Origin of the sequence: Variovorax sp. J22P240 (assembly GCF_030316855.1) — a bacterium.
Classification (GTDB): Bacteria; Pseudomonadota; Gammaproteobacteria; order Burkholderiales; family Burkholderiaceae_C; genus Variovorax.
In genome coordinates this window covers 1-15970 of the sequence record NZ_JASZYR010000029.1, presented here as the reverse complement: position 1 = coordinate 15970, position 15970 = coordinate 1, and the positions used below count along the sequence as shown (strand labels likewise).

Sequence of the window (15970 nt, the reverse complement as noted above, 5' to 3'; positions counted from 1 at the left end):
CAAAGCTCGATGCCGACCCGCACAATGCGCCGGCCTCGCAACGCTGTTCCGATGGAGCCTGCGAAGTGGTCCATCCGGGCCTCGATCGCCACCGGCATTGTCAAAGGACGAGTTCATGAATTCGCGCTACTTCACGTTGATCGTGTCGCTCCTGATGTCGGCCCTGCTGGGCGCCTGCGCGAATGCGCCTGGCTCGACACCCCGGGACTCGCTCGCTCGCATCGGGCAGACCCAGACCCTCAAGCTGGGTTATCGGGAGGACGCCAAGCCCTTCTCGTTCAAGGGCGCGGACGGCGCACCGACGGGCTATTCGGTCGAACTGTGCAAGCGCGTGGCCCACTCACTGCAATCGCAGCTCAAGCTTGCCAAGCTCGATGTCCAGTGGATCCCCGTGACCGCGACGACCCGCATGCAGGCCGTGAATGACGGCAGCGTCGATCTCGAATGCGGCACCACCTCACGCACGCTGAGCCGCGAACAGCAGGTCGACTTCAGCAACCCCATCTGGGTCGAAGGCGCCTCGTTCGTCGCGCTGGCATCCTCGCCCATCGGCCGCACGCTCGACCTCAACGGAAAGCGGGTCGGCGTGATCCAGGGCACCACGACCGAGCAGGTGCTCCAGGGCCTGTCCGCGCGCGGCATCGTGCCGGTCTTCGTGACGGTGCAGACCCACACGGACGGCATTGCCGCAGTGCGTGACGGTCGGGCCGATGCCTACGCCACCGACCGCCTGATCCTGGTCGGTGAGGTCACGGGTGGCCCGGCCGGTGCGACGCTGCGACTCAGTGATGACTATCTCTCGATGGAGACCTATTCGCTGATGATGCGGCGGGACCCGGACCTGCGGCTCGCCGTCAACCGTGCCCTGGCTGAAACCTACCGCAGCGGCGAGATCGTCAAGGTGTTCCGGCAGAGCTTCCCGGCGGGCACCGCGCCGTCGCCGTTGATCGAGGCCGTGTACGTGCTCAATGCATTGCCGGAATAGGGAGCGTGCGAAGTCCGGGCCCGTGTCCCGGTTCTTCCCCCGAAATTCCTGGATGTGCCTCAGGGCGTGACGCCATGACAGCCGGTCTGTCGATGCCGCGGCACGATGCGGCGACAATGGGCGCTTCGAGGCCAGGGGTGTGACGGTCGTGAATCCCCTGGGCGACCTGACGGGGCGTCCTGGCGCAACGTGGACCGCACGGCCCCGCACGGCGCGAGGGGACGCCCTGGCCTTTGCCACCCGATCCAGCGGCCAAGCACGGCGCATGGCCGGTCCTCGTCGTGAGGCTCGGCCATCGTGGCGAGGCCCATCGCCGAGCTCTCCCCGAACTCCGGGCAATGGCCGGCATCATTTTTCAGCAACCAAGGCAATTCATCATGATCCCATCTTCCACCGCGACCCCGGCAGCGCCTGTCTCCGCGTTTCTCCCGGAAGCATCGAGCCGGACCCGGGCGCCCGCGGCGCCCCACGCGGCCGGGCGAGACCGACAACCCAGGGAGCCCCTGCCGCTTGCCAAGACGACCTTCCACGGAGCCAACCCGTGGGCCGCCCTGCACCTCGCCGCGGATGCCGCTGCGGACACGGTGCCCCGCACGCGGACCAAGGCAGCGACCAAGGCCAAGAGGCCCCAAAGTAGCTCCTAGGTCGAAGGCCGCGGCCCGCGCCGGATCAGGACGTCTTCTTCCGCAGCAGCTGGCCGAGCCGTGTCCGCGGCGTGGTCGGCATCGCCCTCTTGCCGGCGCGGTAGGCATCGCGCTGCACCTGCAGCGCGGCGGCCAGCGCCGCGACGCTGGCGCTGTCATAGCGCCAGATGCCCGTGACCGCGAAATGGGCTGCCTTCGGCGTCACGCGGATGTCCTGGGCGCCGATGCTCTGCAGGATCTCCGACCGCGCCTTGGCCAGCAGAGCCTCGCGTCCGTCGAAGTCGGCGATCTCGCGGCTGAGCTCGATGCCGATCGTATGGATCGACGGGTTTCGCTCGGCGATGAAGCTGACCACCTCCGCCAACACCAGTTTCGGCAGTGCACCGATCCGGAAGCCCTGAAAGTCGACGGTCATGAAGTTCTCGATCAACACCTCGGTTCCATCCGGACTGAGCGTCACGGACTGCACGCGTCCGATCAAGGTCTGCCCATCGAACACGTCGACCGGGTCGCCCAGGACGTAGTTGCGGCCGTCCGGGCCGGTGAGGCGCAGGCCGTCCCCGGTCATTCGACGCGCAGTCCGAATCCGCGTCCCTCGCCGGCCCGGTCATGGCGCGCGATCGAGGCTTCGGCTGCGCTTCGGAGGTTCATCGTGGTGGTCATGCGCCGAGCTTAGCCGGCTCGGGCCGCCCGCCGTCCGGCCGGATCGAAGCGCGACCCGGCCCTGTGAAGCATTTCGCACTACGGCGACGTTTCGGCGTCCGCTTCGGGCGGCGGCGTCACGCGAGGGCGTGCTCCGCGTCCATTCGAACGCCCGTGGTGGGGTCGAACATGTGCACCGCACCCGGCTTCGGCCGCACGTGGAGCACCTCGCCCGGCGCCACGCCCAGGCGCTCGTGGAACAGGGCGATCACCGGCGTGTCGCCCAGGCGCAGGCTGAGTTGCGTCTGCGACCCCAGCGGCTCGACCAGCAGCACCTGCGCTGGCACGCCTTCGCCCGCGCTGCAGATCTCGAAGTGCTCGGGCCGGATGCCGCAGATGGCCTCGCGTCCCGCACGAATCCGGGTTGCAGTCGGTGGCAGAGGCAGCACGACGCCGGTGGCCGCAAAGCCCTCTGGGGTGTAGCGGCCCGGGATGAAGTTCATCGCGGGCGAGCCGATGAAGCCGGCCACGAACTGGTTGGCAGGGCGGTCGAAGAGCTCGAGCGGCGAGCCGACCTGCTCGACCCGGCCCGCATGGAGCACGACGATGCGGTCGGCCATCGTCATCGCCTCGACCTGGTCGTGCGTGACATAGACCGTGGTGGTCTGGAGCCGCTGGTGCAGGCCCTTGATCTCGCCGCGCATGACGATGCGCAGCTTCGCATCCAGGTTGGACAGAGGCTCGTCGAACAGGAACACCTGCGGGTTGCGCACGATGGCGCGCCCCATGGCGACGCGCTGGCGCTGGCCGCCGGAGAGCTGGCGCGGATAGCGCTCGAGCAATGGCGCCAGCCCCAGGATGTCGGCCGCCCATCGCACGCGCTCGGCGATCTCCGATTTCGGCCGGCCGCGGTGCTCCAGCGAGAAGCCCATGTTCGCCGCCACCGTCATGTGCGGATAGAGCGCGTAGTTCTGGAACACCATCGCAATGTCGCGGTCCTTCGGGTCGAGGTCGGTCACGTCGCGCCCGCCGATGTGGATGCGGCCGTGCGTGACGGCTTCCAGCCCGGCGATCATGCGCAACAGCGTCGACTTGCCGCAGCCCGAGGGCCCGACCAGCGCCACGAACTCGCCGTCGTGGATGTGCAGGTCCAGCCCGTGGATCACCTGCACGGCGCCAAAGCGTTTCTGGATGCGGGAAAGTAGGACTTCAGCCATGAATGGGGTTCGGATGGGGTCGCTCAGCCCTTGAGCCCCGTGTGGGCCAGGCCTTCGACGAACTGCTTCTGCGCGAGCACGAAGACGATCAGTACCGGCAGCGCCGTCAGCGTGGCGGCGGCGAGCTGGATGTTCCACATCGGCCCGCCGTAGGCGTCGGTGTACTGCGTGAGCGCCTGCGGCAGCGTGAACTTGGATGGCGTCGACAGGAACACGATCGGCTCCAGGTACAGGTTCCAGCTGTGCAGGAAGGTGAAGATCGCCACCGACGCCAGGGCCGGGCGCGCCAGCGGCAGCGCGATGGTGCGGAAGATCTTGACGCGCCCGAGGCCGTCGACCCGCGCGGCTTCTTCCAGCTCCTGCGGCAGCGCGATGAAGAACTGGCGCATCACGAAGGTCGCGAACACGCTGGGCGCGCCGAAGACCGGAATCAGCACCAGCGGCCAGTGGGTGTTGACCCAGCCGAGCTTCAGGAACATCCGGAACAGCGGCACGATGGTCACTTCGGACGGGATCAGCAGCCCGGTCAGCACGACGAGGAACAAGGCATTGGCGCCAGGGAAACGGATGCGCGCAAAGGCATAGCCGGCCATCGACGAGATGGCGAGCGTGGCGGCCGTCACCACGGCGGCGATCCAGGCCGAGTTCCAGTACTGCTGCGCGAACGGCTGGATCGTGAACACCTGCCTGTAGGTGCTCCAATCCGGCTGCGCCGGAAAGAGCTGCGGCGGAAACACGAAGATGTCGCTGATCGGCTTGAGCGACGACGTCACCATCCACCAGGTCGGGAACACGAAGGGGATGAGCAGCACGCACAGCAGCCCGTACAGCGCGACCTTGCTGCGCGCGGAGGTCTCACTGTTCATGGAAGACGAACTTCTTGCGCATCTGCCACTGGGCCAGGGTCAGCAGCGCCACGATCGCGAACAGCACGATCGCCAGGGTCGAGCCATAGCCGAAGCGATGGAACTGGAAGGTCTGCTGGTACAGGTAGTACACCAGCACCGTGGTCGACACCCCCGGCCCGCCTTGCGTCAGCACGGCGATCTGTGCGAACACCTGCAGCGAGCCGACGATCGTGATGATCGAGGTCAGCAGGATCGTGGGACTGATGAGCGGGAGCGTGATGCGACGGAACTGCTTGAAGCGCGGCGCGCCGTCGATGCGCGCCGCCTCGTACAGCTCGCGCGGCACGCCTTGCAGCGCCGCCAGGAAGAGCACCATGTTGAGCCCCACGTTCTTGAACACCTGCACCACGATCACCGAGACCATCGCCGTGGTGGGTGTGCGCAGCCAGTTCGGCCCTTCGACGCCCAGCAGCCCGAGCATGCCGTTGATGCCGCCGTTGTGCTGCAGCAGGAAACCCCAGACGATGGTCCATGCCACCAGCGAGACCACCACGGGCGAGAAGAACAGTGTGCGGAACACCGTGATGCCCGCCAGCTTCTGGTTCAGGAGCACCGCCAGCAGCAAGGCGAGGCCCAGGTTCAGGACCACCAGCCCGCCCGAGAACAGCGCCGAGGCCAGCAGCACGCCGGGCAGTTGGGGGTCGCTCAGCAACTGCTCGTAGTTGCGGGTGCCGGTGAAGTTGAAGGTGTTGGCCAGGACGTTCCATTCGTGCAGCGAGTACCAGAACACCAGCACCAGTGGCACGAGCACGAACACGAACGTGCCCGCCAGTTGCGGTGCGACGAACAGCAAGCCCGCGACGCTGTCGCGCCGCGCGATCGTCCAGAACGGCCGCGGCGTGGTCGCGGGCAGCGCGGACGCGGGATCGGGTGGGCGGGCCATGGTGCGGCTCTGCGGGGCGTGAAGCACTTGCAGCGGCGCCTATTGCGCGAGCAGCGGGCCGATCTGGGCGCAGATCGCGCGCGTCGCCGCCGGGATGTCGGCCTTCGGTTGCCACACGGCATCGAGGCCGGAACGCACCATCTGCTGCAGGCGCGCGAAGTCCGTGTGCGCCGGCATCACCTTGCCGGTCGCGATGCCCGAGACCACGACCTTGTCGAGCTGGGCCGGCGAGAGCAGGGCGTTGGTCTTGCCGAGCACTTCGGCGTTGAGCAAGGACTTGCGCGCCGAGGGGAAGAACTGCGCCAGCTTGGCCGAATTCTCCGGGTTGGTCATGTAGCCGACGAAGGCCGTCGCCAGGGCCGCGTCCTTGCCCGCCTTCAGCACGCCGATGCCGGCCTGGCCGACGATCGCGTAGTCGCCCGTCGTGCCCCTGGGCAGCGGCACCAGGTCCCAGTCGAAGCGCTTGTCCTTGGGCAGCAGCGAGGCACGGCTGATCTGCGTGATCGTCATCGCGGCGTCACCCGCGAAGAAGTCGACGTTCTGGCCCGGTCCGGGGATCGCCTTCTTCACGAAGATCGCGTCGTGAATGAATCCCAGGGCATCGACCATGGGCTTGTCGGTGAAGGTGCAGCGCTTGCCATCGGCGCTCCAGGGCGACGCGCCCCACGCGTTCCACACCGAGGACAGGTACTGCCAGGCCTGGTAGTTGAAGTCGCGCACCACCAGGCCGCCCTTGCCGCCCTGCGCGACGGCCTGCGCCGTCGCGATCGCATTGGGCCAGGTCCATTGCCCGGCGGCGATGAGTTCCGCCGGGGTCTTGGCGCCGGCCTTGCGGACGAGGTCGTTGTTGACGAACACCGCGAAGGGCGAGGTCGAGAAGGGATAGGCGTAGAGCACGCCGTCCCTGGACCAGCGCTCGGTGGCCGACGGGGTGATCTCGCCCAGGCCGTAGCCCGGCGTGGCGGCCAGCGCCTTGGTGAGCGGCACGAGGGCGCCCGAGTTGACGAAGTCATAGGCGCTGGTCTCGAAGATCCAGGCCATGTCGGGGGCGTTGCCGCCGGCGATCTGCGTGGTCAGGGCGGTGGTGTAGTTCTCGAAAGGCAGCGACTCGAAGCTGACCGTGACCTCGGGGTGCTCCTTCCTGAAGCCCTCGGCGATGCCGTTGAAGAGCTTCAGGTGCGCCTCGTTGGCGCTCCAGATGGTCATGCGCAGCTTGGTCTCGGCCGAGGCGCCGGCCGCGAGGCCCAGCGACAGGGCCAGGCCCGCGGCGATGGCGCGGAGCGGGACGGACTTCTTGCGTTGGAACATGGCGGGTCTCCTTGGTCTTGTCGGTGATGCGGTCGGTGGCTCGGTCGGTGTCTCAATAGGCGCGCACGTCGGGCCAGCGCGTCTGGACGCCGGCGCGCGCGAGCAGCGCCTGGAAGTCGGCGAGTCGCGCGTCGTCGGCCTGCACCTGGTGCGGCGTCACGTGGTGGTCGAGGCAATGGGCGGCCAGCATCCCGGCCACTTCGCCCACGTTCCATTCCACCGGATGCAGCCGGTAGCAGCCGTTGGTGATGTGGGTGGTGGCCATGTTCTTGCCGCCGGCCAGCAGGTTCGTCATGCGGCGCGGCAGCAGGGCGCCGAGCGGAATCTCGAAGGGGCAGGACGGCACGTCGATGTAGTTGTCGCCGCCGGTGGAGGGGTGCAGGTCGATGCGGTACATGCCCACGCCCACGCTGTCGCGGTAGCGCACGGCACCCTGGTCGCCGCGCACGGCATGCGACAGGTGCTGCTCGACGACGCGCGTCACGCCCAGGATGCGGCGACTCTCGCGGATGTAGGGCGCCATCGCCAGGCCGTGCGCCGTGCCCGTGACGTCGCCGCGCAGCCGCAGTCCCGTAAAGCCGGCGCCGCCGTCGGCGCGCGGGGCCTCGGTCTGCAGCCAGTAGAAGACCGCATGCGACAGTTCGGCCGCCGACTGGAGGTGGCGCGCTTTCTCGTGCTCGGACACATCGAGGATCGAGCCCTCCATGTAGTCGATCATGGGCCAGTTCACCAGGCAGATGTCCGAGCCGTAGGCGCCCGGCGTGAAGTTGCGCCGCGCCGCGATGCGCCTGAACGTCCACAGGTTCTGGTCGCCGCCGCTCTTGCGCTGGTCGGCATCGACGCGCAACGGATCGTCATCCGGGTTGGGAGTGAAGGAGCGCTCGGTGATCTCCAGGGTGCGCGGATTCGGCGCCTTGAAGCCCAGCAGCGGACCGCCCCAGAAGTGCGGCTGGTAGGCGCGCCAGAAGTCATAGTTGCGCGGCTTGTCGATGGTCTGGTCGCCGTCGACGTGGTCGATCGCGAAGCAGATCGACACCGCCTGCACGTTGTGCGGCTGCGCCGTGGCCGGCGCGCTGGGCTCGCCCGTGTCGGATCGGCTTTCGAAGCCGGTCACATAGTCGCAGCCCGTCAGCGGCAGCAGGTCGCCGAGTTCGGTCGCGTCGATCACGAAGGCGGCGGCCACCGTGATCTCGTCGCCGGTGTCGCGATGGCGCAGCGTCACCGCGCGCACCGTGTCGCCCGCGACGTCGGCCGCGACGGGGCGGCAGGGTTGCAGGACCGTCAGGCGGCCGGCGCCGCGATAGGGCGCCAGCATGGCTTCGAGCACCGCCAGCCCCACCCGCGGCTCGGCGCAGATGCGGCTGACCCAGCCCGCGCCCGGGTTGAGCTCGTCCCACGCGCGGCTGGCCGCGGTGAGCGGGTAGTGGTCGCGGTAGTAGCGTCGAATGCCGTCGCGCAGCGCGCGATAACGGCGCGTGACGCCGAACTGCTCGACCCAGCTGTGCTCGTCCGGCGGCACCGCCTGGCTCGTGAGCTGCCCGCCGATCCAGTCGTACTCCTCGCTCATCACCACCGTCCGGCCCGCCTCCAGCGCGCCCAGCGCCGCGGCCACGCCGCCCAGGCCGCCGCCGACCACCAGGATGTCCGTCTTCATTTCTCGCATGCTGTGTCGTTCCAGATGGATGAGTTCAGGGTGAGTTCAGGACGGCTTCGCGGGGCCGAGGGTTTCGCCGCGGATCGGCTCGCAGGGCAGCAGCACCTGTTGCACCGCTTGCGCCATGCCGCCTTCGACGCGTCGCACGAGCATCGCGGTGGCCTGGCGGCCCATCTCCTCGCGCGGCACCCCGAACGACGCGAAGCGCGTGCCGCTGCCTTCGGTGCGGATGTGCGAACCCAGCGCCACCACCGAGCAATCGGCCGGCAGACCCAGCCCGCGCGCCTTGGCTGCGCGCTCGAGGCGCACCGCGTCGGCCAGTTCCACGCAGAACGCCACCGTCGCGCCACTGGCGAGCAGCGCATCGAGCAGTTGGCCCTCGTCAGCCGGCGGCTCCGGCAATTGCAGGACCAGTTCGAGGTCGTCGCCCAGCGCGGCCGTGAAGCCCTTCCACCGATCCAGCGGCGATTCCGCGGGGCCCGTCGACCCGAGATAGGCCAGACGCCGATGCCCCAGTTCGCGGGCCTGCCGCACCAGCGCGCCGGTGGCCGTCGCGTAGTCGCCGCCCACGAAAGGCACGGACCCGCCCGCATCCTCGCGTCGGCCGATCGCGACGAAGGGATAGTCGCCCGCCACCAGCCGCGCGAGCTCGGTCCGGTCGAAGGTCTTGCCCAGCACGATGCAGCCATCGGCGATGCGCAGACGGCTCTCCTCGGCGAAGATCTTGCGCTGCGCGCCTTCCCCTGCGCCGGTCAGCAGCAGCAGGTCGTAGCCCTGGGCCTGCGCCTCCTCCTCGATGCCGAACAGGAAGGGCAGGAAAAAGTCGGCGTGCGCGTTCGGAAACGCCGGCTCGTAGGTGAACACGGCCAGGATCCGGTTCGAACCCCGGGCCATGCGGCGGGCGATCGGATCGGGCACGTAACCGGTGTCGCGAATGATCTTCTGCACCCGCTCGCGCGTTTCCGGCGGGATGCGCGCGAGCGCGTTCTCGGCGCCGTTGAGGACCAGGGACACCGTGGCCTGGCTCACGCCGGCGAGCTTGGCAATGTCTTGCTGGGTGAGGCGGCGGGCAGCGGGCATGGTTGCTGATGCGTATTACCAATTTGCTAATGCGCATTATCAGGAATTCATCACGGCATTGGCGCCGGCCGGAGGGGAGGGATTTCCCGCGGGCCACGGACTTGGCTCGACGACGCGGCTGCTTCGCCGATTAAACTAACGTACTACTCTGGATCCTCGGTCGACCCGGATCGCCCAGCGGGACGCTCGCATGAGGATTTGCTTTTTCCAATACGAATTGACTGTTTTGCGTACGCCCCCCGGAACTCAGGTCTCATCCTTCATGGACACCGGCGAACTCGGCCTCGTCGCCGAGCCACCGAGCGCGCACGCGTATCACTGGGGGGCTGAATCGGACGCGGAGCCGGCGCAGCTGTCGCCCACCGACCTGCACCAGCGCCTGCTCGCCAACTGCAGGGATGAAATTCACTTCAGTTTCATGTGGCGTGTCGCCAGCGTTTCGGTTCCCTTGCTGCTGGCGATGTCGATCTGGGTGATTCTGAATCCGTGATCGGGAAGCTTCACAGCTGCTGAGGCGCTGGCCCACCTGGAACGGTCGATCGGCATGCTGCTTCGCGTCGTGCGCGAGCAGCTCAACCTCGAAGTGGTCTTCGTCGGCGAGTTGGTCGGCGGCGAGCGCGTGTTCCGCCACATCTCGGCGAGGGCGCCAAGGAGCCCGTGGTCAAGGTCGGCCAGTCGCACCCCCTGGACACGACCATCTGCCAGCGCATCATCGAGGGGCACATGCCGCAACTGCTCAGGAGTGTCGCGCAGGAGCGCGCGCTATGAACTGCCGGCGTACTAAGCGCGATGTGCGGCGGCTCCAGATGGCCGCGGGCGCCGCGGCCCGCCTGCTGGCGCAGGCCGAGGGCCACGATGTCGATCGGTCACTCGATCCGCTGAACTGACCACGGCGCAGCCGACGACCCTGTCGGTTCCCTCAGAGCGCCCCGCACAGGGCAAACGCATAGGCGGCATCGTCCGCGGCCACGAAGCCGGGTTGAGCAGGAAGGCGGAGGTCCGCGCTGGACGCCGGCAGCGGCGCGGTGGATGGCTCGTTCGAGAAGCGCCTGAAAACGCCTTCGCGCTTCGAGCCGACGGCCACCGACTTCGAGGAGGACCTCACCGTGATGTCCTTGATGCGCTTCCTGTCGTGACGAACGATGGCCTGTCTGTCGCCGTCCACGACGCACAGCGTACCCCGCTCGGTCTCCAGGACGTCGCGAAACTGATCCCACACCATCGGGACGGAAGGCTTGATGCCGGCGAGCTCGCACCCTGTGCGCTGCGCGAAGGCCGCGAGCTCCTTGGGCAGGTCGATCGGCACGCAGGAGACGAGTTGCCCGTTGTCGTCCGAGGGCGTCGAGAAGTAGAAGGCCGAAGAGGTCGCCTCCTGGTCAAACAACTGCTCGAAGCGCGCGCGGGCGTAGGCATCCCGCAGGCCCCGATCGATCAGGGCCGGCGACCACGGCAGCACGAAGTACTGCGTTTCGCCGGCACCGATGATCCATGTCAGCGCCCGACCGGCCGGGCCCTGCGCGATCCACGCGGCGAGCGCCTCCATGGCCCGGCCCCGATCGCCAGCGTCGAAGTCGAAGTGCGCCTTGCGGGTGATCAGCGGTCGCAGCCACAGCCGCGTCACCTCGCAGGCGATCAAGGTGCCCGGCGCGAGATGCACGCGTATTTCTTCGCGACCAAGGAACGACGTCATGGGCATGGGTCCGTGCACTGATCAGGCGTTGCGGCAGGCCTCGTCACATGCCCATGCGAAGGCCGGCGAATCACCTCCACGGCATCGGAACGCTTCGCACGCAACGCAACGAGATTCATGCCTCGATTGGAGGCGAGGGCGCGCCACGGGATAACTAGCAATAGTGGTAGGTTGGCTGCGAAAACCGCATCACGCGCGACCGCTCTGTGACAAAGTACCGGCGAGCCTCTTTGGCAACGCATCGCCCAGCGGGCGTCGGAAGGCGAGCCAGAGGCCTGGAAGGGGATGGACAGGAACATCCGCCGGGCTCGCCGCCGACCGGCACGGTCGTCGACGCGGGGAGCCGCCGGGGATCAGTTCAGCAGCCCTGCCATGAGAGCCTGAACCACGGCGGCTGTCTTGTTCGCCGCCTTCATTTTTAGAACCGCGTTCTTGATATGAAAGTTGACCGTTGGAATCGAGATGGAAAGGATGTCGGCGATCTCCGCGGCGGTCTTGCCATCGGCACTCCACTTGAGCACCTCGATTTCACGCGGCGTCAGTGCGACGTCCGGGTGCACCACGTACTTGGGCTTGAGCAATCGCGACAGCGACAGATGCGCGGCCTGCACGAGCCAGCGCATTTCGCTTTCCTTCGACTCGAGTTCGCTCGCGGTCAGCGGTTCGCCCGAGCGCGACAGCGTCAGCATCCCGCCGACGCCAAAGCCGTCCAGGCTCGACTGCGCCCAGCCCACGCGCAGACCCTGCTCCCTGGCCTCGGCCCAGAACTGCTGGGTCGAGGTGAAGACATCGTCGGTCCAGAGCAGCGGGCGCTGGCTCAGACTGCCGTGCCGCACGCTCGGATCGATCGCGAGATAACCCGCCTTCTGGTACCTCTCCTGCCACGCCTTCGGGTAGTTGTTCAGCGTGATGACTTTCGGGTTCGACACCGGCACGGCGAGCCGGAGTCCGTACGCGCAGTGCTCGAAGCCCAGTTCGCGCGCGGCGGCCAGCAACGCCTCGAAGACCACGTCTTCGCTCTCGGCCCGGTCAAGCGCCGTCAGCAGGTGTTCGTCGAACGCGCGCATGGGGGTGGGCTCGAATGCAGCTTGGACATCAGGTCCCTCGGTGGCTCGGAAACGGATCCCAGGGCGCGTGGCAGGGGTGCGAGATGCCACGCCGGTCTTTGGCCAGTCATCAATCTAGCCCAAACGCGCCACGGCCGGTGCGCTCTGCGAGGCCCGAGGCCTCGAAATCATGGCCGTCCGTGCGGTTCGCCGCAATTCGCCCCTCGACGTTCGACCGCAGCCGCCGAATGGCCGGATCGGCGCGTGCAAGCTTCATCCGGCGCTGCGTGACCGCGATCGGTGCCACCACAGGAGCCATGAAAATGATCATACCCTTGTCAGACGGACTGCTTCGGATTCGGCAACCTGAACTCGAGCACCTGCGCCTGACCCACCTGGTCTCCGGGCTCGACGACGACTCGGGCAGCCCTGCCCACGCCTGTGGCGCGGGCATCGCGCTCTCAGGCTACACCGAGTGGGTCTGTCCGGCGCAGCCCCGACTGAGCCTCGGGTGGGACTGGCAGCTCGAAGGCACCGCGTCGCCACCCCGGATCCGCCGGCTCGGACTGCCGCGCACCAACGTCCTGCTGCTCGATCGCGACCGCGCGGCCTTGCCGTGGAACGAAAGCCTGCAGGTGCTCGCCAATTTCATCGACGGCTTCAACTGGAACACGCCGGCCTTTCGGGCGGTGTGCGAGCGCTACGCGGCGTGACCTCTCAGAAATGATAGTTTCGCCGCCGCCGCATGGCGGCTGAAATCTTCCCGACTTACAACCGGGAACAAGCAATGGCAATGGAAATATTGGCAGGACGGCCCGCCGAAATGGCACCGCGCATGCTCGAGGACGTCGCGCGATACCGCCACAAGGTGTTCGTCGAGACGCTGGGCTGGGATCTCCTCACCGAGGAAGGCCAGGAACGCGACCAGTTCGACCGCGAGGACACGCTGTACCTGGCCGCGCGCGATGACGGCCAGAGCATCGTCGGCACTGCGCGGCTGCTGCCGACCGATCGCCCCTATCTGCTGGGTGACGTCTTCCCCCAGTTGCTCGGCGGCATGCCGGTGCCCTGCGATCCTCGCATCTGGGAACTCTCGCGATTCGCCGCCGTGGACTTCGCGGCGGCCCAAGGCAATGCGCTGCACCAGTTCTCCTCGCCCGTGGCCGTCGCACTGCTCGAAGAAGCGCTGGCGATCGCGCGTCGCCACGGCGTCGAACGCATCATCACCGTCTCGCCGCTCGGGGTCGAGCGGCTGCTGCGCCGTGAAGGCTTTCGCGCCCATCGCGCGGGTCCCCCGATGATCGTCGGGGGCCACCCGATCTTCGCGTGCTGGATCGAGGTGAACGAGCGCGCCACCGTGAGTTGAACACGACCTGCGCTGAGGCCACGGGTCGCAACGCGGTTCTGCGCCCCGTCTTGAGAGTGCGCGGCGTGATGGCTTGATCGATCGTTCTTGACCGACCCAGGACGCATCTCGCCGGCAAACCCGCTCACGAGAAGAGTCGCCTGTCTGGAATGCTGGCCCAGGCAGGTCTCATGGATCCAAGAGAACCTGCCCGCACCTCCCTCCCCACTTTTGGGGATGTCCAGCGCCGCCAGAAGGTAACAAACTGCAATCCAACGAAGCTGAGCGGGATTTCAGAATGGAGTGGATGCACTGGTTGCTGGTCTTGACCGTCGCCGCTTGCGTCGGTGTCGTGTGGATTTTCATGATTCGGCCGATGCAGCATCGCGGATGGAAGTCGCTGAACGACCGGATGGCCGCGCAAGTCACACAGTCGGCGGAACTGCTGAGCGAGTGCGCTGGCAACGCCAAGGTCGGCGGACGCCTCTCCACGCTGCGCTGACGAGGAGCCGTCTGCCCGGTGGCTCGGCCAGCCGACCCAGCGGGGCGCAGCGCGGCCGACCGTCCTCGACAGCGCCTCAGGCCGCTCCCGAGCGCTGCCGAAACCACTGCGCAGCCACCGCCACGAACAAGTCGATGTTCTCTTCGACGGCGGCCAGCAGGTGCTGCCTCGCGGCCTCTTGCGCGATCCCATCGCTGGCGAGCCAAGCTTGCTGCGCCCTGTCATCGGCAGGCGGCTCGGAGGCGCCCCAGGCCTGCGCGTAAAGGGCGAGCGCCTCATCGGCTGGCAAGTCGCCGCCGAGGATCCCGACACTCGAGAGCAGACCTCGCCGATCGCCGAGTTCGATGAAGACCGTGATCTCGTCGCCCAGGTCGACCATGGAGGCGTCCAGGCCACCGCCGATCAGCACTTTCAGCAGATCCTCCGGCGCGGCCGTGCAAATCCAGTCGTCCGTCGCGCGGACCAGCTGTTCAACGAGTTCGTCTTCGGTCATGGTCTGGAACAAGGACTCCGCTCGAGTCGAATCGGCAGAGGTGCCAGAGGCCTTTGCCGGTGCGCTGAAGCAGCACAACCTGCTCCGGCCGGCCATTTTCCAGCAAGTGCCGAGATGGCACCACGTGTCGATCCGCGCGCCTCGCCGCATCGTCATCGCCCCGCGGAGGTCGGGGAAATCCGGGAGCGCGCGGCATGGGGTCTTGCTACCATGAACGCATGGCTTCCGTGCGCACTCTGGATGCTCTTTCCGCGGTCCTGGAGGAAAGCGGCCCCGCCGCGGCCCTGGCGTATCTCAACGAAGGCGTGCCGCACCGGTTCTCCGCGGTCTACCGATTTGCCGGGCCGCTGCTTCACAACGTCCTCCTGCACGACAAGGCTGGACGGATCCGGCCCGACTTTCTCGCCGTGGTCCCGTTCACTCGCAGCTTTTGCCAGTTCGTGGTGAAGGACGGTGCATTTCGCACCGACAACTCCGTCGCCGACCCTCGCCTCTTCGGGCACGCTTTGCGCGGGATCGTGATCTCCTATCACAGCGTGCCGGTGCTCGACGCCGCCTCGGGACGCCTCTGGGGCACGCTGTCCCATTTCGACATGCGCAGCTTGCGGCTTCCAGATAGCGAGTTCGAGCTGCTCCGGAGTGCTGCCGCGTTGATGCATCGTCACCTGGCCGACGCCTGAGACACAGCTGCATCCGAGACAACCATCCCGTCACAGGGGCGCCCCGGTTGCGGCGCCCCTGTCAGCGCCGCGTTCCCGTTCATGCAACCTGGCACGCGCTCTCCGGGTTCGAAACAGCGAGCGGCGCCGTCACCGCGACGGAGGATGGACTCATTGCGCAGCAGTCTTGTTCGCGGCGCCATCCTTTCGTCCGTGCTGCTTGAACGCGCGATTCCAGCTGCGTGCACGCCGGCGCTCGCTCCTCGAACCGGGCGTGGTCACTGCCATGGCGCTCGATGGATTCGCCAGGCAGTCGCGGCCATTGCACGGGCTGGTGGATCCTGGGGGCGCGCTGCCTGCGTCGGGGTCCAAAGGCCTGCAGGCACCATCAACGGCCCCCCAGTCTCCTTGCTGAGGACAACCCCGTGACACGCCTGCAACTTCTCGGCTTGCAGTGTCGGGCCGACATCGACGCAACACTCGCGCAACAGCGCCATGGCGTCGCCACTCTCACGCCGTACTCGCGCATGTCCACCAGGCGCTGATCGACGCCACCCTGCATGCTTTCGGCAAGATAGAATCGTGGGCTGCGTGTACGCGACGCAGGCGGCGATTCCTCACCTGAAGGCGCGACAATCCGGTCGGATCGTCGACATGGCCTCGGTAGCAGGCGAGATCGTCGGCGTTAGCCACTTGCGAAGAGCTGCCCTGGCCGGCCATGGGGCAGACACTGTGACAGGCGGTCACCGCGTCATGGTCTGGCGGTTTTTTTTCTGTTGCGACGTCAAATCGTTGCCGGCGGCTCTAAAAACGTGGCATAATCGAAGGCTTCGCTGATCGCAGCGAGCAAGGCGCAAGACGGGAAGTGTTGAGCGCAGTTCGTTAAAAATATACAGCCGATAAGCGTGGGCGTT

At 67.3% G+C, this 15970-nt stretch carries 18 protein-coding genes; 7 read left to right on the top strand and 11 right to left on the bottom strand.

Translation table 11 applies throughout. From position 1 onward, the window contains the following. Window positions 1–115 precede the first annotated feature (115 nt). A complete protein-coding gene (locus QTI24_RS30785; RefSeq protein ID WP_286605678.1) occupies window positions 116–985 on the top strand; it encodes an amino acid ABC transporter substrate-binding protein in 870 nt (289 codons plus the stop codon). Between the two features lie 669 nt (window positions 986–1654). Here QTI24_RS30785 and QTI24_RS30780 read toward each other — a convergent pair. The 7 genes from QTI24_RS30780 to QTI24_RS30750 form a co-directional block, all read right to left on the bottom strand. After that, window positions 1655–2197 carry a hypothetical protein gene (locus QTI24_RS30780; protein WP_286605677.1) on the bottom strand — a complete coding sequence of 181 codons (543 nt, stop codon included), beginning with the start codon at window positions 2195–2197 and terminating at the stop codon, window positions 1655–1657. Window positions 2198–2408: 211 nt separating this feature from the next. After that, window positions 2409–3488, bottom strand: a complete 1080-nt coding sequence (locus QTI24_RS30775; RefSeq protein ID WP_286605675.1) for an ABC transporter ATP-binding protein — start codon at window positions 3486–3488, stop codon at window positions 2409–2411. Between the two features lie 23 nt (window positions 3489–3511). Then, the gene (locus tag QTI24_RS30770; protein WP_286605674.1) at window positions 3512–4354 is read right to left on the bottom strand and encodes a carbohydrate ABC transporter permease; all 843 of its coding nucleotides are present in this window, start codon (window positions 4352–4354) and stop codon (window positions 3512–3514) included. Further along, entirely contained in the window at window positions 4344–5279 is a 936-nt protein-coding gene (locus QTI24_RS30765) for a carbohydrate ABC transporter permease (RefSeq protein WP_286605673.1), read from the bottom strand. Before QTI24_RS30765 ends, QTI24_RS30770 begins: the two co-directional genes overlap by 11 nt. 39 nt (window positions 5280–5318) lie before the next feature. Beyond that, the gene (locus QTI24_RS30760) at window positions 5319–6587 is read right to left on the bottom strand and encodes an ABC transporter substrate-binding protein (RefSeq protein WP_286605672.1); all 1269 of its coding nucleotides are present in this window, start codon (window positions 6585–6587) and stop codon (window positions 5319–5321) included. Window positions 6588–6639: 52 nt separating this feature from the next. Next, entirely contained in the window at window positions 6640–8241 is a 1602-nt protein-coding gene (locus QTI24_RS30755) for an FAD-dependent oxidoreductase (protein WP_286605671.1), read from the bottom strand. Between the two features lie 45 nt (window positions 8242–8286). After that, window positions 8287–9321: a LacI family DNA-binding transcriptional regulator gene (locus tag QTI24_RS30750; RefSeq protein ID WP_286605670.1), complete on the bottom strand. Its 1035-nt coding sequence runs from the start codon at window positions 9319–9321 to the stop codon at window positions 8287–8289. A 262-nt stretch (window positions 9322–9583) separates the two neighbouring features. Here QTI24_RS30750 and QTI24_RS30745 point away from each other — a divergent pair, with 262 nt between their 5' ends. Then, the gene (locus QTI24_RS30745) at window positions 9584–9811 is read left to right on the top strand and encodes a hypothetical protein (protein WP_286605669.1); all 228 of its coding nucleotides are present in this window, start codon (window positions 9584–9586) and stop codon (window positions 9809–9811) included. A gap of 274 nt (window positions 9812–10085) precedes the next feature. Next, window positions 10086–10208, top strand: a complete 123-nt coding sequence (locus QTI24_RS30740) for a hypothetical protein (protein ID WP_286605668.1) — start codon at window positions 10086–10088, stop codon at window positions 10206–10208. A 32-nt stretch (window positions 10209–10240) separates the two neighbouring features. Here QTI24_RS30740 and QTI24_RS30735 read toward each other — a convergent pair whose 3' ends face one another. The 3 genes from QTI24_RS30735 to QTI24_RS30725 form a co-directional block, all read right to left on the bottom strand. Beyond that, window positions 10241–11011: a hypothetical protein gene (locus QTI24_RS30735; RefSeq protein WP_286605667.1), complete on the bottom strand. Its 771-nt coding sequence runs from the start codon at window positions 11009–11011 to the stop codon at window positions 10241–10243. A gap of 353 nt (window positions 11012–11364) precedes the next feature. Further along, a complete protein-coding gene (locus tag QTI24_RS30730; RefSeq protein ID WP_286605666.1) occupies window positions 11365–12078 on the bottom strand; it encodes an autoinducer binding domain-containing protein in 714 nt (237 codons plus the stop codon). Window positions 12079–12187: 109 nt separating this feature from the next. Beyond that, the gene (locus tag QTI24_RS30725) at window positions 12188–12388 is read right to left on the bottom strand and encodes a hypothetical protein (protein WP_286605664.1); all 201 of its coding nucleotides are present in this window, start codon (window positions 12386–12388) and stop codon (window positions 12188–12190) included. Between QTI24_RS30725 and QTI24_RS30720 the strand changes: the two genes are divergently transcribed. From QTI24_RS30720 to QTI24_RS30710, 3 genes are all read left to right on the top strand, one after another. Beyond that, window positions 12381–12770, top strand: a complete 390-nt coding sequence (locus QTI24_RS30720) for a DUF4902 domain-containing protein (RefSeq protein WP_286605662.1) — start codon at window positions 12381–12383, stop codon at window positions 12768–12770. The genes QTI24_RS30725 and QTI24_RS30720 overlap by 8 nt on opposite strands. Window positions 12771–12850: 80 nt before the next feature. Next, entirely contained in the window at window positions 12851–13423 is a 573-nt protein-coding gene (locus QTI24_RS30715; protein WP_286605660.1) for an acyl-homoserine-lactone synthase, read from the top strand. A 286-nt stretch (window positions 13424–13709) separates the two neighbouring features. Next, window positions 13710–13904, top strand: a complete 195-nt coding sequence (locus QTI24_RS30710) for a hypothetical protein (protein ID WP_286605658.1) — start codon at window positions 13710–13712, stop codon at window positions 13902–13904. Window positions 13905–13980: 76 nt separating this feature from the next. Here QTI24_RS30710 and QTI24_RS30705 read toward each other — a convergent pair whose 3' ends face one another. Beyond that, window positions 13981–14397 carry a hypothetical protein gene (locus QTI24_RS30705; protein ID WP_286605656.1) on the bottom strand — a complete coding sequence of 139 codons (417 nt, stop codon included), beginning with the start codon at window positions 14395–14397 and terminating at the stop codon, window positions 13981–13983. Between the two features lie 218 nt (window positions 14398–14615). Here QTI24_RS30705 and QTI24_RS30700 point away from each other — a divergent pair, with 218 nt between their 5' ends. Then, complete coding sequence (locus tag QTI24_RS30700) at window positions 14616–15077, top strand: guanylate cyclase (RefSeq protein WP_286605654.1); 462 nt, start codon at window positions 14616–14618, stop codon at window positions 15075–15077. Window positions 15078–15970 lie beyond the last annotated feature (893 nt).

Coding starts and splice junctions, on each gene's coding strand:
- QTI24_RS30770 (WP_286605674.1), bottom strand. CDS start 4,354: ATGAACAGTGAGACCTCCGCGCGCAGCAAGGTCGCGCTGTACGGGCTG.
- QTI24_RS30785 (WP_286605678.1), top strand. CDS start 116: ATGAATTCGCGCTACTTCACGTTGATCGTGTCGCTCCTGATGTCGGCC.
- QTI24_RS30720 (WP_286605662.1), top strand. CDS start 12,381: ATGATCATACCCTTGTCAGACGGACTGCTTCGGATTCGGCAACCTGAA.
- QTI24_RS30705 (WP_286605656.1), bottom strand. CDS start 14,397: ATGACCGAAGACGAACTCGTTGAACAGCTGGTCCGCGCGACGGACGAC.
- QTI24_RS30765 (WP_286605673.1), bottom strand. CDS start 5,279: ATGGCCCGCCCACCCGATCCCGCGTCCGCGCTGCCCGCGACCACGCCG.
- QTI24_RS30740 (WP_286605668.1), top strand. CDS start 10,086: ATGAACTGCCGGCGTACTAAGCGCGATGTGCGGCGGCTCCAGATGGCC.
- QTI24_RS30745 (WP_286605669.1), top strand. CDS start 9,584: ATGGACACCGGCGAACTCGGCCTCGTCGCCGAGCCACCGAGCGCGCAC.
- QTI24_RS30735 (WP_286605667.1), bottom strand. CDS start 11,011: ATGACGTCGTTCCTTGGTCGCGAAGAAATACGCGTGCATCTCGCGCCG.
- QTI24_RS30755 (WP_286605671.1), bottom strand. CDS start 8,241: ATGAAGACGGACATCCTGGTGGTCGGCGGCGGCCTGGGCGGCGTGGCC.
- QTI24_RS30725 (WP_286605664.1), bottom strand. CDS start 12,388: ATGATCATTTTCATGGCTCCTGTGGTGGCACCGATCGCGGTCACGCAG.
- QTI24_RS30780 (WP_286605677.1), bottom strand. CDS start 2,197: ATGACCGGGGACGGCCTGCGCCTCACCGGCCCGGACGGCCGCAACTAC.
- QTI24_RS30700 (WP_286605654.1), top strand. CDS start 14,616: ATGGCTTCCGTGCGCACTCTGGATGCTCTTTCCGCGGTCCTGGAGGAA.
- QTI24_RS30715 (WP_286605660.1), top strand. CDS start 12,851: ATGGAAATATTGGCAGGACGGCCCGCCGAAATGGCACCGCGCATGCTC.
- QTI24_RS30775 (WP_286605675.1), bottom strand. CDS start 3,488: ATGGCTGAAGTCCTACTTTCCCGCATCCAGAAACGCTTTGGCGCCGTG.
- QTI24_RS30760 (WP_286605672.1), bottom strand. CDS start 6,587: ATGTTCCAACGCAAGAAGTCCGTCCCGCTCCGCGCCATCGCCGCGGGC.
- QTI24_RS30750 (WP_286605670.1), bottom strand. CDS start 9,321: ATGCCCGCTGCCCGCCGCCTCACCCAGCAAGACATTGCCAAGCTCGCC.
- QTI24_RS30730 (WP_286605666.1), bottom strand. CDS start 12,078: ATGCGCGCGTTCGACGAACACCTGCTGACGGCGCTTGACCGGGCCGAG.
- QTI24_RS30710 (WP_286605658.1), top strand. CDS start 13,710: ATGCACTGGTTGCTGGTCTTGACCGTCGCCGCTTGCGTCGGTGTCGTG.